The following is a 14,399-nucleotide window of genomic DNA, read 5'->3' on the forward strand; positions in this document are numbered from 1 at the left end:
AAGCAATATAGAGATAACCAAGGGCGTGATTAGGCCGGTACTGATTCCAGCTAGAATTGGCAGGACTGCCTTTTTGTCCTTTAGCTTATTACTATTAAGTAGTTTTGTAATAGTTAGATAAAGGCATATGAGGGTTAGTAGGGTCAAAATACTTAGTCCGACTATATTAGCTAGATTAATCCTCCACCAGCTAGCACTAAAATCTGCCTGGACCTGAATAGACTCATTGCTTTCTAGATTTGCAAAGGATAGTTGGTAGTGGGGCTTATTTGATAGGCTGAGGTTGGCACTGGCTGCATCTAGGGCAGATCTTTGTGATGCCTCGCTAGATGTAGAAGTTGGATATAGGTTGGTATCAAGATATTGGTAGGATTGGTCGAGATTTTTTAGATAAATCTTGTTATCTGTAGCAATATTGAGATCAACTCGATCAATCTTTTGGTTTGATTTGAGATTAGACCAGTTGAGTTGATATCTGCCAAAAGAATCTTTGATAGTTGATTGGTCGTAGCTATAAGTAAGATAAATTGCTGACTGACTAGAGGGAGCAACAGCTTTTGGTAATTTTATCTCGAGCTTATCATTGGTAAGGCTTGGAGTTATCTCAAAAAATTCACTTCTATAATAAGGATTGTAATAATAATCAGCAGTATATTCTGGATAATTGGGACAATATTCTAGCTCGCTTTCCTGACAATCTACACTTATCACTTGTTGGTAGGCAGATTCGATGGTGATTGGATGATCAAGTGTAAATTGAATAGAAGTTTGATCTGTGGTCAGTTTGTTTTCAAAGACTATTCTAGTCTCAGCTTGGATTTTGCCATCGCTTCGTAAAAATAGATTGTAGCTCTGGCTTTGATTACTGGGTAGACGATCAAAATATTTGCCATCAATCGAGTCAGGTGCTATGGCTGGCTCAGTCGAAGTTGGTTCGGATAGTCCATAAACACTGATCGGCATTAGATATATTAGTATGATTGATATTAGGCCAAATTTTTTAATTATTTTCATAATCCTCCTAATGATTATTTATAGATATCTCAATAGTCATAGCTTATACCAATTCTCAGTATCTTACCATAGCCATTTTTGCAAGGAGTCCCCTTGAAAAGCACCATTCCAACAGATCAAAAAGCCCAAGGAATCCCCCTGGAAATAGGGTTTTGTGGGTAGATTTTGGCGGGGATTACTATATACTATTAGATAGATGCTTGGAAAGTTGGGACGGATTAGGGGTCTTACGATTAATACAGTTTTATTAGGCCAAAGGATTTTATATTTTGGGGGCTTAATCTTTCTGGGATACCTGGTGTATAGGAGTTTGATTGACGATTTGATCGATGATTGGAATCCTATCTTGCCATTTCTGTTGCTCTGGCTTCTGACTGCATATATCACATTGCCAAGAATACATCGAATCCTGACAAAAATTTATTTGCCAGATTATTATATAGGCAGGACTAGAACAGCAGATGGATTGCTCTCTGATCCTATCAATCTGGCATTATTTGGGGATCGAGAGACGGTGATTAAGGCTTTTGAATTAAGTGGTTGGCATCTTGCTCAACCTAAGACAATTCAGACAATGGCTAGAATACTTTATGCTGGAATATTCAAGCGAAGCTATCCAGAGGCTCCAGTAAGTGACAGTTATCTATTTGCTAGAAAGCAAGATTTGGCTTTTGAGCGCGAAACTGAGGGTAATCCTAGAAGTAGGCATCATTTTAGGCTCTGGAAGACCCCTGAAGGCTGGAGGATGCCAGGAGGTCATAAGGCAGATTGGGTGGGTGCAGCTACCTATGATAGAAGTATTGGTATTACACTATTTACCGCTCAGCTCAATCATAAGATTGCAGAGAATATTGATGAAGAGAGGGATTATATCATCAAGAGCCTGGAGGATAATGGTCAGGTGAAAGATATAGAAATAATTAAACATTTTACAGATGCATATCATACTATCAATAGTGGTGGAGACAGGATTAGGACCGATGGAAGCATGCCTTTTGTTTATCTGAATCAATAAACCTTATTTGGCAAGGAGTCCCCTTGAAAAGCACTACCCCAACAGATCAAAAAGCCCAAGGAGTCCCCTTGGAAAGGGTCAATTTAACTGGATTTTATGGATCGATTTGGGTGCTTGGTTATTGTTGTCTGGATATCTCGATATAGCCCATGTTCTGAAATCCTTCAGAGGTTTGACGAATAACTTCTTGGGGAGTTGAGGGTTGGTTTTCTGATAATAAGGCACCTCCACTATCAGTGCCAGCATCAAGGCTGGCTAGCTCAATCTTTTGATCATCTATCCATTGGTTATTTTCGATTAAGTTGAGATCAATTGAAACAAACCAGTCTGGACTAGGGGCAATCATGCTTACCAGTGTCAGATGACTCAATGTTTTTGTTGTCTCGATCTGCAGAGTAATCTCTCCAGGAGACTCAAGTCGCTCACTCTGTCTATACTGATGGGCAAGCTGATTATCGATCAGGGACTGGATCTCGGTAGCTAGTAAGTCAGTGATCCCGGTTTCCGCCATCTGCTTGATACCCGGACTGGCTAAGGCATCTAGGCTAAATATTGCACTATCAGGGTTGGGTGAGTGGGTATAGGCAACTAGAGGAGAGAAGTGAGCACCGTTAGGATAATTATCAGGGTGGCTTGCTTGATCCCAGGTTGCTACAAACTTTATCTGATAGGTAGCTCGATCTGGCATTTCTTCTCTAGTATCTTCAGAATGGTTGATGGCGGTTGGTGCGGAAACTTCAATATTAGTAGGTAGGTCTTGTTCTCGAAGCTTAAGAATCATAATCACTGTTAAGATTGTTATCAAAAGGATTAGTGAAATACTGACTAGCTTTGTATTCATATATATGAATATTATAACGTAAGGATAGTCCCTGTAAAACACCTTTTCCAGATAGTGAATTTGTGATAACTATCCTCTGTAGACAGTAAAATATCGCTACAAACACAAGCTTTGTGCTGGGATGATTTTGCTTGCATCACATTGAAAATCGGTTAAATAATTAGTATCAAATTGCAAATACGGGATATTCAAGACTTGTATTCAATTCGATATTGATTTGATGTAAGCAACGAGTGGCGAGTATCCCGTTTATGTATCTAATATTTTATTTCTTGCCAAGGTGTTACAATATCAGTATGGATATGAATATTGAACTAGTATTTCTAGAAGACTTCAATGTTGGTGATCTAGCCTCCCCCCCACAGAAGAAACAAGACTGAAGTTTGATTTTGCACTTTGGCAACTTGATTTGAACAGTAATGTTACAAGATATGACGGGGCTACTAGTTATTCTTTATTGCATAAGACTCCAGATGGAGTAGTAATGAGTAATAGGCTAGTGATGGATTCAGGCTTAGATATGAACGATATAGACCTGCATTATGTGACGTGTGTACTGCCTAGTGGAAAAATTTATTCATGGAGACTTGACCCCTTTATCCCAAAAGGAGGAATACTGTTGGTGACTTATGCGGCTTACTCTAGTAGTTATGAGTCAGATATAGAGAAAGGCATAGGGGAGCCTACAGATAGATCAATGAGAGCTTTTACAAAAATAATACTAGACCTGCTTGACACAATGCCCAGACGTAAATCTAGCTAGCTCTAGGAGGTGTAGGGGGTAAGTTACTAGGTTGTCCTGGGTAATTAGGATCACTAGTATCGTCGGGTAATACATAAGCTATGACCGTAGTCTTTGACTTTTGTAAAGTATTTTTATAAGTTACTTGTGGACATGATTTGGCATTTGGAGGTAGAAAAAGATAAAATTCACCTTCCTGATCAATTTGTATTTGTATTGTGCTATTATCTTCTTCGAATATAAGGTAAAGGGTAAATTTGGGATCTTGGTCTAATGGTTCATTGCTTACCAAATAAAGCCCAGTTGTTTCTACGAATCTTACACAAATTAGATCAAAAGGTTCATCGATTAGTGTGCTTTGGGTTAGGCTAGGGGGTAGCTCTTTATCGATGAATCTAATTATTTTATTAATGCCATTTTGTATCTCTGTTGTAATAAAATGTGGATGGGTTTTAATATTTGAGTCAGGATTGAGGTGCACTAGCTTTGGCCTAGTGTATCGATCAATTCCAGCCTCAAGGAAAGGATCTCTCATTCTAGGGTCTGGTTTTTGTGCAGTGATTGCGAGAATGTCACTAGGATATTTTTTAAAAAGTCGGTTTACGGCTTCTGCTGATGAGGGGTAAGATAGGGAATCAGAAGTTATTTCTATAATGCGTACCTTTAGACCTGGCTCCTCCTCTCTGGATTTATGTGAGTTGCTTTCACTCATATATTTATTATAATCTAAATAAGATGAATAGTCATAAGCTTGTAATTATCAACGGTGATGGAGGTTCTAGGGGCAATCCAGGGCCGGCTGCATCGGGTATAGTATTCAGTCTGCCTGACGGTCAAGTTTTGGGAGAATATAATAGATATCTTGGACATACCACCAACAATCAGGCTGAATATGATGCAGTTATCCTGGCATTAGAAAATATCAGTAAGTATCCAGCCGAGAATTACCACTTCTATATGGATAGCAAGCTAGTAGTAGAGCAGCTGAGTGGCAACTGGAAAGTCAAGCATCCAGACATCAAGCCACTAGTAGTTAAAATACTGGGAGAGATCAAGGACAAGGCTCTTAATGTGGAATTCGAGCATGTTTTGCGTGATAAAAACAAATCAGCAGATGCAATGGTCAATCAGTGTCTTGATGCTGAGCTTTTATGATTATTTATGAGCGAGACGATCAGCGGATTGTTATAACAGATCAATGTGATGGCAATCTAGACTACCGGTTTGGTCAATATGATCAGGTCGAGGTTAATCGTATTAGATTGCTTGATCAGTTAGCCATAAAACCAGAGCAGATGGCTGTACTTCTCTGCGAGCAAAAGGATCGATATCTTTGGGTTGGTTCAGAGGATGGAGGTCGGGGATTTCCCCCTAAAGATCCCATAGCCTGTGATGGGCTTATCACAAGATTGGCTAACATCTATCTCGCATTGCCGATTGCCGATTGTTTCGGCTTAGCCTTTTGGTCTGAAGGGGTCAAAGGCATCTTGCACCTTGGGAGATTTGGTACAGAGTTAGGACTATTGGGTCAAGCTATGGAGAGCTTGATCGACAAAGGCTTTGATTTGGCAGATTTGAAGTTTTTATTAGGCCCAGGAATATTTGCTGAGAGCTATCTATTTCGTGAAGTACTACCAGGGATGAACATTGAATATTTGACTAGTAGGCCTGATGGCAAGCTGAGTTATGATGTTAGGCAAAATATTCTAGATCAATTGGCTACACTTGGTATTAATACTAATCAATTGGTTGATATTAGCTATGATACTTTTACTGCCCCTAGGCAATTCTCTCACCGTAGGTCACAGCTAAAGGGTCAGCAGGAGGGTCGGTTTTGGATGATTATCTGACGACCTTGGGGTTAGTATTTAGATTTATAATAGAATAATTATCGACATGGTATAATAAAGCTAGATGAGTCAAGTATACAATTATGCTTTTGTTGATAGTCAGAATCTGAATATGGCAATTCGAAGCCATGGCTGGAAGCTGGATTATCGAAAATTTCGTAAATACCTAGAAGATCAACACAGTGTCACCAAGGCTTATATGTTTATCGGTTTTGTTGATAGCAATTCGGATCTTTACAAAGGCTTGCAGGAGGCAGGGTTTATATTGATGTTTAAGCCGACATTGGAAAATCAAGCAGGGGATATCAAGGGGAACACTGATGCTGAGATGGTGCTTCAAGCAATGGCGGAAATCGAGAATTATGATCAAGCAGTCTTGGTGACCGGTGACGGTGATTTTTATTGTCTGGTAGAGTATCTGGGTAAACGGAATAAACTTGCCCATCTTTTGGTGCCAAGTCAGAGGAACTATTCAGCTTTGCTCAAGAACGCGACTGCAGAGATTAGTTTTGTCAGTGATCTTAGAAGACTTGTTGAATACAAGCCACATACTAGGCGCAGTGACAGTAGTAAGCCTTCGGTTTCTAGGGTCACACGGTCAAATATCAATGACTCTAGTCAAACGAAAAAGCAAGACGGCTGGGCTCCAATTACTAATAAATCTGATGTAAAAGTTATTGGTTCCAGTGATAAAACACCTAGGCCAAGACGACAACCAAAATCTGGTAATGCGCCAAAACCCCAATCTAATAATGATCTTGTTAGTACTAAGACCAGACCAAAGCTAGTAACCAATAAGCAAAATCCTAGCAAACAAAAACCAGCTGGTTATCGCAGGAGCGTGGCCTAAAGGGGACTCTGAGGATCTTGCGAGACGTCGCGGATGTCGCGATGTCGCGGACAGTCCGCGACAATTCTAATCTGGTGAAGTAGCAAAAGTCGCGGACAGTCCGCGACTTTTAGGGGGCAGTAGAGTAGAGATAATTCCTGTATAATATAACTATGCAGAAGAGAAGTGAGCAATTGGTCAACTTGCTCCAGGTCGGGGTAGATTTCCTAGCAATGCTCGGAGGGTTTGTCCTGGCATATTTGATCAGGGGGGATTATTCAGACAAGCCATTTGCCTTTGCAATTAGCGGGCAAGAATATTTGAGGCTGATTTTGCCAGTGATTCCTATCTGGATAATCATTTTTTTTGCTACTGGATTATACACCACGCCAGCTCGAGGTCGCCGACATCAATTTGGCAGGTTACTGCTCGCTAGCCTGTCTAGCATTGTGCTAACTATCCTGATAGATTATTTCACAGTCGAGCCACTATTTCCTTCGAAGTTAGTGCCAGTGCTAGCTTGGGTTTTTGCCCTGTTACTTCTATTTGTAGGGAGATACCTTGTCGGCCAGTTGCGTCAACTGCTCTACATTAAACGCTATGGATTAAGGAGGGCGTTAATCATTACTAACTCTAAGCAATCTAAGTATCTTGAGAGCATTCGTCAAGCAATCAAGCAAGATCAACAGATTGTAGAGGTTAATCTACTAATTACTGACGATCTTGATAAGGAGGAGCTGATTGATCAGGTGACTAGCAGTGTTGAAAAGGATCAGGTGGATTTAATCATTGAGATTGGTGGCTCGATTGGCAAGAATACTCAGTGGGAACTAGTTGATATAGTTCATAAAGCTAGGAAGATCTATCAATATTTGCCAACTACTCAAAATCTCTATCAAGGGAGAATTACCAATCAATATTTTGGCGGACAAGTAATTAGCCAGATAGACCCGACACCCCTGACAGGATTTCAATTGATTGGCAAAAGGGTGTTTGATACGATTTTTAGTGTCAGCGCTTTAGCATTGGGTTTTCCTATCATGTTGTTGATGGCGCTTATAATCAAGCTATCTGATCCCAGAGGTGGGGTAATCTACCAGACTAAGAGATTTGGCAGGGAAGGCAAGGAGATTAGGGTCTACAAATTTCGAACTATGTTATACAAATATTCTGATGGCAAGGGTTATCCAAATCTAGATCCAGTCGAGACATTAACCAAAATGGGTAGAACTGATCTAGTGCCGATCTATAAAAAGGATCATAAACTCGATCCCGATCCTAGGATCAATCCAGCAACAACTATATTGAGAAGAATGGGTGTCGATGAGTGGCCCCAGTTTGTCAATGTAGTGCTGGGTCAGCTCAGTGTAGTTGGTCCGAGACCTCATCTGCCAGATGAGCTCAATGCTCACAAACAGAGCAAGGACAAGGTATTGATGATCAAACCAGGTCTAACTGGTCTTTGGCAAGTCTCTGGTAGAAATCAACTGGATTATCAGGATAGGTTGAGATTGGAGATTTATTATGCAGAGCATTGGTCGCCCTGGCTAGACATCAAGATTATTATTAAGACAATTTTAATCATGTTACGGGGTGGAGATGGGGTCTAGATGAGAGTAGCACTGGTACACGATTGGTTGACTAGTCGAGGTGGGGCAGAGAGACTGCTGGTCAGCCTAGCGAAAATTTACCCAAATGCAGATATCTATACTAGTGCATATCGACCAGAGTTGTTTCCGGAGTTTAGTAAAAGAAGGATCATAACTAGTTTTATCAATTCCTGGCCTCTAGCCAAAAGTCACCATCAAGTATACCCATTACTTAGAAGACTGGCTTTTGAGAGTTTTGATTTCAAGGATTATGATTTGGTGGTTAGTTCTAGTAGTGCTGAGGCCAAAGGAATTATTGTGCCAACTGAGACCTTGCACATTGGCTATATCCATACCCCGACTAGATATTACTGGAGTCATAGCCAGCAATATATCAAACAACCAGGTATAGGGGCTTTTGGTTGGCTTGCCAGTCAGGCAAATAAGTTCTTGCTCCCATCTAGTCGCAGGTGGGACTATCAAGCAGCCCAGAGACCTGATTATCTGGTTGCCAATTCGATAAATGTTCAAAAAAGAATTAAGCTTTACTATGATCGTGACAGTAAAGTAATCTATCCACCAGTAGATCTTGAGCGGATTGAGGATGAGGTCAAGCCAGATAGTTTCGACAATTTTAATAATTATTTTATTTGTTTTTCTAGATTAGTACCATATAAGCGAATAGATTTAGCCCTTCAAGCATGTTTAGCTACTAATCAAAAATTATTGATTGTTGGTAATGGTCCAGAGTACTCAAGATTGGTGACTATGGCACAAAGTAGCACACAGGTAAGGTTTATCAAAGAAGCATCTGATCAAGAGGTTAGCTATCTGGTAGGCAGGGCAAAGGCGTTAATTTTTCCCGGTGAAGAGGATTTTGGAATTGTGCCACTAGAGGCGATGGCATTGGGTATACCTGTAATTGCCTATGCTAAAGGTGGAGTGGTTGAGACTGTTATTGCAGCAAAGACTGGAATATTTTTCAAGCAACAGACTTTGGATTCTTTGATATCTGCTATCTTAGATTTTCCAAAGGTTAAGTTTGATAAGGCAACAATCATTAGGCGAGCAGAACTATTTTCGGAACAAAGATTTATTAGTGAATTTAAGCATTTTGCAGATCAAAAATGTCAAGAATATCAGCAAGTTTGATCAGTTTTCGCAGCTTCGTATTGGCGGGGGTGGTATTTATCTGCTATGTAGGCTTAGTATTTGCTGGAAGCTTGGTCTATCATTCTGGTTTATTTTTTGGTCAATCTAATGCTCAGCAATTAATTAGTCTTGTAGGAAATATCAGAGCTAATAGTCAAAGAGTACTTATATTATTCGCCAACAATGCCGAACAAAGATTTGGGGGAGGATTTATTGGGACTATTGGTGTGATAGAAAATGATAAGGGACAAATGGATATACAAGATATACGTAGTGTATATTACTACGATTGGGTTAACAACGAATCTCAATACTCAGCACTAGAGGTCTCTGATTTATTGGGTCCAGAAAATTTTGCTGGTAAAGGCTTCCTTCGTAATACTGGTCTTTATATGAATTGGCCTGAGAGTGGACAGTTTGCATTGGATGCTATGGGGGTCAATACTGGCTTGGCATTTGATACCGTGTTGCAAATTACACCGGATATATTGATTGATATTTTAAGAATTACTGGGCCAATCTATCTTGAGCAGTATCAGCTCGAAGTTAGTGCAGAGAATTTTCGGTCAGTAGTGCAGCTTGAAATTGAAGCTGGTAAAGATAAGGCAGAAGGTCAAGATCCCAAGACAATCTTAGAGATTTTGACAAACCAACTGACCAAGAAGTTGTTTGATCTAAATATTAATTCATTATACAGAATTAGCCAAGATATTGTCACGGATCAGATAGCCAAGAAGCAAATAGTTGGATATTCCATCAATCCGAATATTCAAAAGGCCTTTGAGGACTTGAATATGACAGGAGAGTTAAGTGATGGTGCAGATAGTTATTTTTCGATCAGTGAATTGACTTTTTTGCCCAACAAGTCGGCATATTATATTGATCAAAGGATAAAACAGCAGATTAGAATCTCTGAGACTGGAGAGGCAATAGTGGATTTGCAAATTGAGAGAGAGCATACCTCTGATAAGGCTGGGTATTACTGGGATCCAGCTAATAATTTTGAAGCTTACCTTGTCAATGACAACATTAACTATTCAGAGATTGCAATACCAAGAGGAAGCAAGATGCTGGCAAGCAACATAGATCCCGATCAGATATCTTCACATCAGGAAGCCGATAGAGATATTTATCAATTCAAGTTGGATACCAAAGTTCTAAGTACAAACCAAGTACATCTTAGATATAGCTTGCCTACCAAGGTACAGACAACTAGTGATTTTGATTTTGAGCTACTACTACAAAGATCGGTTGGACAAAAGGCGAGTGAGTATACTATCCAAGTGATTCCACCTCAAGGATTTGATCTTGAGGGCTTAGTGACCAATGTCCAAGACCCAGCTTATTTTAGTCAAGCTGATGGTTCTGTGGTCTACACCACTACCCTCGACACTGATCAGCTATTACGTCTGAAGTTTAACAAGGCTAGATAGGGTATATCTTACTTATCAGTATGTTATAATCCTTTTATGTCAGAGATAGAATTGTTAAGAAGTCTCAGTCAAGAGGGGAATCTTTATGCGATTGTTAGTCCTTCGGGAGCTGGTAAAAATGCCCTGGAGCAAATGGTTAATTCTGGGTTAGATAATAACCACAAATTAGTAATCCCCGTCAGTGCTACTTCTAGGCCGAGAGAAAAGCGAGATCAAGTAGCTAAGATCGGTGACATGGTTAGTCGTAAGGCATATTGTCATTTGACCAAGTCTGAATTTGAGCAAAAGATTGAGCAGGGTGAATTCCTAGAGTATGCAATGGCTCATGGTAATTATTATGGTACGCCTATCTTATCAATACTGAAACCTTTGCAGGCTGGTAGGAAAGTGTTACTAGAGATAGAGTATCAGGGTATAGAGATTATTAGACGGGAGCTTGACTTGGATGTGATTTTTATCACGCCTGCACCGCTAGATAGCCTGGATGATAATTTACATATTCTTGAGCAGAGGATTCTTAGGCGTTGGCAAGAAAGTGGAGATCCTATAGATAATGATAAGTTGGCTACTAGGCTTGAGACGACTAAGATAGAGCTAGAATGGGCTAAGAAAAATCAGGGTCAGGATTGGTTTAATATTATTATTAATCGAGAAGGGCAATTAGAACAGGCTAGCAGGGACTTTACAAGCTTGATTTTTGATTGAGACTTTTATAATTACTTTTTGACAGTATCAACGATAGCCTTAAAGCTTTCGGGGTAATGGAATGCTACTTCGGAGAGGATTTTGCGATCCAGCTTGACATTGTTTTTGGCAAGTAAGTTGATTAGTTGGGAGTAACTGAGACCATTTTGTCTAGCAGCAGCATTGATTCTGGTGATCCAGAGACCACGAAAATCTCGCTTGCGATTTCTGCGATCACGGTAAGCATAGGTTTGGGCTTTGATCCAGGCTTCCTTGGCTTTGCGATAACTCGATCTACGGATATGACTATAGCCTTTGACGGCTTTGATCATCTTTTTGTGTCGTTTGCGGGCAGCTGTACCTCTCTTGACTCTCATATTAGGCTCCGATTAATTTCTTGATTTTCTTGGTCTCAGTGTTATTGAGGGAAAATTCTTTGGTAAACTCACGTTTTCTTGATCCAGATTTGATAGATAACTTGTGGGCGCGAGTAGCCCTACGGCGCATTAATAGACCACTTGATGTGACCTTGATCCGTTTCTTGGCGGTTTTGCTAGTCTTTAATTTTGGCATAATGGTAATTATACCTCATAACTTGACTAATAGCAAACTCAGCCGTAGAGCAGTACTGTATTATCAGCTAAATTATTAATTTAGAGTTGTCCTTAAGAAGATCATATTACCTAATATATATTGACAAATACATCATAGGATGATATCCTAAAGCAGATGAGTATGGAATCGCAAAGTAGTGCAGAGATAGACTCTAAGACTGGATTGTCAGAGCTAGTTAGACAGGTTAAGCAAGGGTTTAAACCTACATCAGCTGGAGGAGATGGTCTGAGGCCTTCTATTATAGAGGGTACTCTTGATGATGATGGATTAGGGGCATTTGCTAAGTTGGTTGAAATGTATCAGTCTTTGGTGGCTGAAGTTGCCAGTCAATATCAAGATGAAATAGAGGATATGCCCGCAATTGATATAGATGATTTAATTAGTGAAGGCTATGGGGGTATTTTGCATGCAGCCTTAACCTTCTCGATTGATCAGAAAGATAGTTTCAGGCGATTAGTTCGTAGATATATGGAGAGATATATAGGCCGGAACCGTTCACTGGTATATGTTCCAAAAGCTGTTCGTCAGGAGATTCAGAATCTTGATGCGCTGGGGACAAATCTCGATCCAGGGGGGAATCCAGCCCCAACCAACCAATGGATTGCATCAATGCCGAGTAAAGCAGTGAAGGATCTAGCTGCTTTAAGGGAGTACCGTGATAGATTAGAAATGGGGGGCAGTTCTGATTTGGATGACCCATATGGCAACCCTGTTTTGGTAGGGTCAGATAGAAATAATCCTAGGATGATGCCCAATCGAAGCCCTGAGAATATTGTAATGGATGAGTATACGAAATTAATACTAGAGGGACTGATAGCACAAGATTCTACAATACTTGAGGATAATGAGAAAGTAGTTCTAGCGAACTGGCTCCAAGGGGACTTTGGGGTATCAGAAGATATTATTAATGAATTTGGGTTAACTAGACCAAGATACAATGCCCTCCAAAGGTCGTTGCTTGATAAATTGCGTAATTACTTGGTATTGACTCTAGGACTTGGAAGAGAAGACGTGTTGTAGGACTATATAAGCTTATGCTTGCAACTTGTTGGGTTGAGTGGTAAGTTGTAACCAGAATAACAGTGTGCTGGTAAACTAAAAAGGGAGTAAACATGGTAAACCAAGATAGAGAAAGTCTTCGCGAAGACCACAGGCCAGAAGAGCAGGTTGGTTTTCCAGATATTAAGTTAGATACAGATACTGAGAAGGGTTACTTGCCGTTGTTGTTTCAAGAGGGTGCCCTAGATACTTTTGGTGCAGGTAAGTATGCAGCTCTTTTTGCAGAATATTACAGGCATAATATACCTTATAACGATACAGATAGACCAAAGCTTTCAGATCTGGTGATCGTCTTGACGGGATCGGCTTTAGGTTCGGGCAAGGATTCCAGTATAGAGGGTGGAAATTGGAGGCTTGATACGGTAGGCCCCGAAATGGATGGATACGAAGGTTCTATTGGTAAAACACATGTTTTAAAGGTTTCTTTACCTCAGGTCTACCAACAAATGTTAGGGGAGTTTGATGGTAGCTCAACTGAAGAAGATTGGGAAACTCGTAATAATAGATTCAATCAGCTTTTGCGCAAAGCCATCCTCGATGGCTTGAGACTATACTCGAGGTCAAAAGAATATCCATCTATTGTACAAGAATGTCAGTATCGTCAAAGATTCTTTGGTCAAGTTATAGATGGAGTTATGGGTACGATAGTAGGGGTGGGTGTTTATAGTTCTTTTGGTAGACCTACCTTGGGAATATCTTCTGGGCTAATGACAATGGCTGGATCTCATGTTGTTAATTCGAGAAACCGAACAAGTAAAAGTGATTATGTGCCTACGGAGGTAGTAGACCATTTTGCCATTACTAGTGATTCTGCAGTAGTTATATCAAACATGTTAAACCTACGAGATGTAGGCAATGCTACTGGAAGATTAATTGCTAAGGCAGTCCAATTTAAAGAGAGATATTACGAGTGTTGAAGTAATTCTCGTCAATCTCAATCACATTATCAAGTTTGTCAAAAATAGTCTTTTACTTATTGTAGATAATCATTCGAAAAATATTGTAGTAACTATAAACCGCTTTATAATTCAAGCCCAGTAGTTCAACTGTTTTGTTTACTTTTATATTGATAACAAGGTGTTTCAGCGTTCCTTCACCTTGTAGCCGTTTAGCTATTCATAGGGTATCTGTAATGGTTCAATATAGTTGATACAATATTATTGCTAAGCAAGATAGTATAGGTATACGCCCAGATGATATGAAAATAACAGATATTGGAGCTTCTGATTCAAATGAATAAGATGAAGAGGATCGGGATCAAGGTCTTTTTGGGCTTAGTCTGATAGGAGGCCAATCAAGAAGGAGTATTTAGGCTAGGGTGTTAAGTTTTGGATTATTCTGCTTATGCTTGCAACTTGTTGGGTTGAGTGGTAGATTGTACCTAGATTATGTTTGAACAGAATTCATTAGGGCGAGAAAGACCCACAGACTTGGGAAGGCTATTGGAAAGCTTCTCAGTAGCATCGGTTAGTTTTGTAGTTGATTTGGGTATGATGAACTCCCTGATTATAGCTAACAGCATAATGGATGCATTAAGAGAGGGTTATGCTTCACAATTAATACAATACTATCAGCA

17 protein-coding genes are annotated in these 14,399 nt (G+C 39.9%); 12 read left to right on the forward strand and 5 right to left on the reverse strand.

What is annotated here, in order from left to right; genetic code table 11:
- Positions 1-1,014, reverse strand: a 1,014-nt coding sequence (locus tag KA531_02995) for a hypothetical protein (GenBank protein ID MBP6005838.1), incomplete at its 3' end; no start/stop codon positions are given.
- 196 nt (positions 1,015-1,210) lie between these two features.
- Here KA531_02995 and KA531_03000 point away from each other — a divergent pair.
- Complete coding sequence (locus KA531_03000; GenBank protein ID MBP6005839.1) at positions 1,211-2,029, forward strand: LssY C-terminal domain-containing protein; 819 nt, start codon at positions 1,211-1,213, stop codon at positions 2,027-2,029.
- Positions 2,030-2,147: 118 nt separating this feature from the next.
- On the opposite strand, the gene KA531_03005 is transcribed toward KA531_03000, so the two are convergent.
- Entirely contained in the window at positions 2,148-2,870 is a 723-nt protein-coding gene (locus KA531_03005) for a spondin domain-containing protein (GenBank protein ID MBP6005840.1), read from the reverse strand.
- A gap of 484 nt (positions 2,871-3,354) precedes the next feature.
- Here KA531_03005 and KA531_03010 point away from each other — a divergent pair, with 484 nt between their 5' ends.
- A complete protein-coding gene (locus KA531_03010) occupies positions 3,355-3,633 on the forward strand; it encodes a hypothetical protein (GenBank protein MBP6005841.1) in 279 nt (92 codons plus the stop codon).
- Here the strand turns inward: KA531_03010 and KA531_03015 are convergent.
- On the reverse strand, positions 3,626-4,324 hold the full coding sequence (locus KA531_03015) for a hypothetical protein (GenBank protein ID MBP6005842.1): 699 nt from the start codon (positions 4,322-4,324) through the stop codon (positions 3,626-3,628). The two genes, KA531_03010 and KA531_03015, sit on opposite strands and share 8 nt — an antisense overlap.
- A gap of 23 nt (positions 4,325-4,347) precedes the next feature.
- Here KA531_03015 and KA531_03020 point away from each other — a divergent pair, with 23 nt between their 5' ends.
- The 7 genes from KA531_03020 to KA531_03050 all read left to right on the forward strand — a co-directional run bounded on the left by KA531_03020 (position 4,348) and on the right by KA531_03050 (position 11,170).
- Positions 4,348-4,767 carry a ribonuclease HI family protein gene (locus tag KA531_03020; GenBank protein ID MBP6005843.1) on the forward strand — a complete coding sequence of 140 codons (420 nt, stop codon included), beginning with the start codon at positions 4,348-4,350 and terminating at the stop codon, positions 4,765-4,767.
- Entirely contained in the window at positions 4,764-5,462 is a 699-nt protein-coding gene (locus KA531_03025; GenBank protein ID MBP6005844.1) for a polyphenol oxidase family protein, read from the forward strand. The genes KA531_03020 and KA531_03025 overlap by 4 nt, the downstream gene beginning before the upstream one ends.
- A gap of 64 nt (positions 5,463-5,526) precedes the next feature.
- Entirely contained in the window at positions 5,527-6,312 is a 786-nt protein-coding gene (locus KA531_03030; protein ID MBP6005845.1) for an NYN domain-containing protein, read from the forward strand.
- Positions 6,313-6,464: 152 nt separating this feature from the next.
- On the forward strand, positions 6,465-7,901 hold the full coding sequence (locus tag KA531_03035) for a sugar transferase (protein MBP6005846.1): 1,437 nt from the start codon (positions 6,465-6,467) through the stop codon (positions 7,899-7,901).
- Positions 7,902-9,032, forward strand: coding sequence for a glycosyltransferase (locus tag KA531_03040; protein ID MBP6005847.1), 1,131 nt, complete (start codon positions 7,902-7,904; stop codon positions 9,030-9,032). It abuts the gene before it with no gap.
- The gene (locus tag KA531_03045; protein MBP6005848.1) at positions 9,008-10,465 is read left to right on the forward strand and encodes a DUF4012 domain-containing protein; all 1,458 of its coding nucleotides are present in this window, start codon (positions 9,008-9,010) and stop codon (positions 10,463-10,465) included. The genes KA531_03040 and KA531_03045 overlap by 25 nt, the downstream gene beginning before the upstream one ends.
- 36 nt (positions 10,466-10,501) lie before the next feature.
- Positions 10,502-11,170 carry a hypothetical protein gene (locus tag KA531_03050; GenBank protein ID MBP6005849.1) on the forward strand — a complete coding sequence of 223 codons (669 nt, stop codon included), beginning with the start codon at positions 10,502-10,504 and terminating at the stop codon, positions 11,168-11,170.
- Positions 11,171-11,181: 11 nt separating this feature from the next.
- Here the strand turns inward: KA531_03050 and rplT are convergent, their stop codons facing one another.
- Both rplT and rpmI read right to left on the reverse strand, forming a co-directional pair.
- Positions 11,182-11,526 carry a 50S ribosomal protein L20 gene (gene rplT / locus KA531_03055; GenBank protein ID MBP6005850.1) on the reverse strand — a complete coding sequence of 115 codons (345 nt, stop codon included), beginning with the start codon at positions 11,524-11,526 and terminating at the stop codon, positions 11,182-11,184.
- 1 nt (position 11,527) lies between these two features.
- Complete coding sequence (gene rpmI / locus KA531_03060; protein ID MBP6005851.1) at positions 11,528-11,722, reverse strand: 50S ribosomal protein L35; 195 nt, start codon at positions 11,720-11,722, stop codon at positions 11,528-11,530.
- Between the two features lie 156 nt (positions 11,723-11,878).
- Here rpmI and KA531_03065 point away from each other — a divergent pair, with 156 nt between their 5' ends.
- From KA531_03065 to KA531_03075, 3 genes are all read left to right on the forward strand, one after another.
- The gene (locus KA531_03065) at positions 11,879-12,784 is read left to right on the forward strand and encodes a hypothetical protein (GenBank protein MBP6005852.1); all 906 of its coding nucleotides are present in this window, start codon (positions 11,879-11,881) and stop codon (positions 12,782-12,784) included.
- A gap of 92 nt (positions 12,785-12,876) precedes the next feature.
- Positions 12,877-13,740: a hypothetical protein gene (locus tag KA531_03070; protein MBP6005853.1), complete on the forward strand. Its 864-nt coding sequence runs from the start codon at positions 12,877-12,879 to the stop codon at positions 13,738-13,740.
- A 471-nt stretch (positions 13,741-14,211) separates the two neighbouring features.
- A partial coding sequence (locus KA531_03075) for a hypothetical protein (protein ID MBP6005854.1) occupies positions 14,212-14,399 on the forward strand: 188 nt, incomplete at its 3' end.

The sequence above is a fragment of the Candidatus Saccharibacteria bacterium genome (genome assembly GCA_017983775.1).
GTDB lineage: Bacteria > Patescibacteriota > Saccharimonadia > JAGOAT01 > JAGOAT01 > JAGOAT01.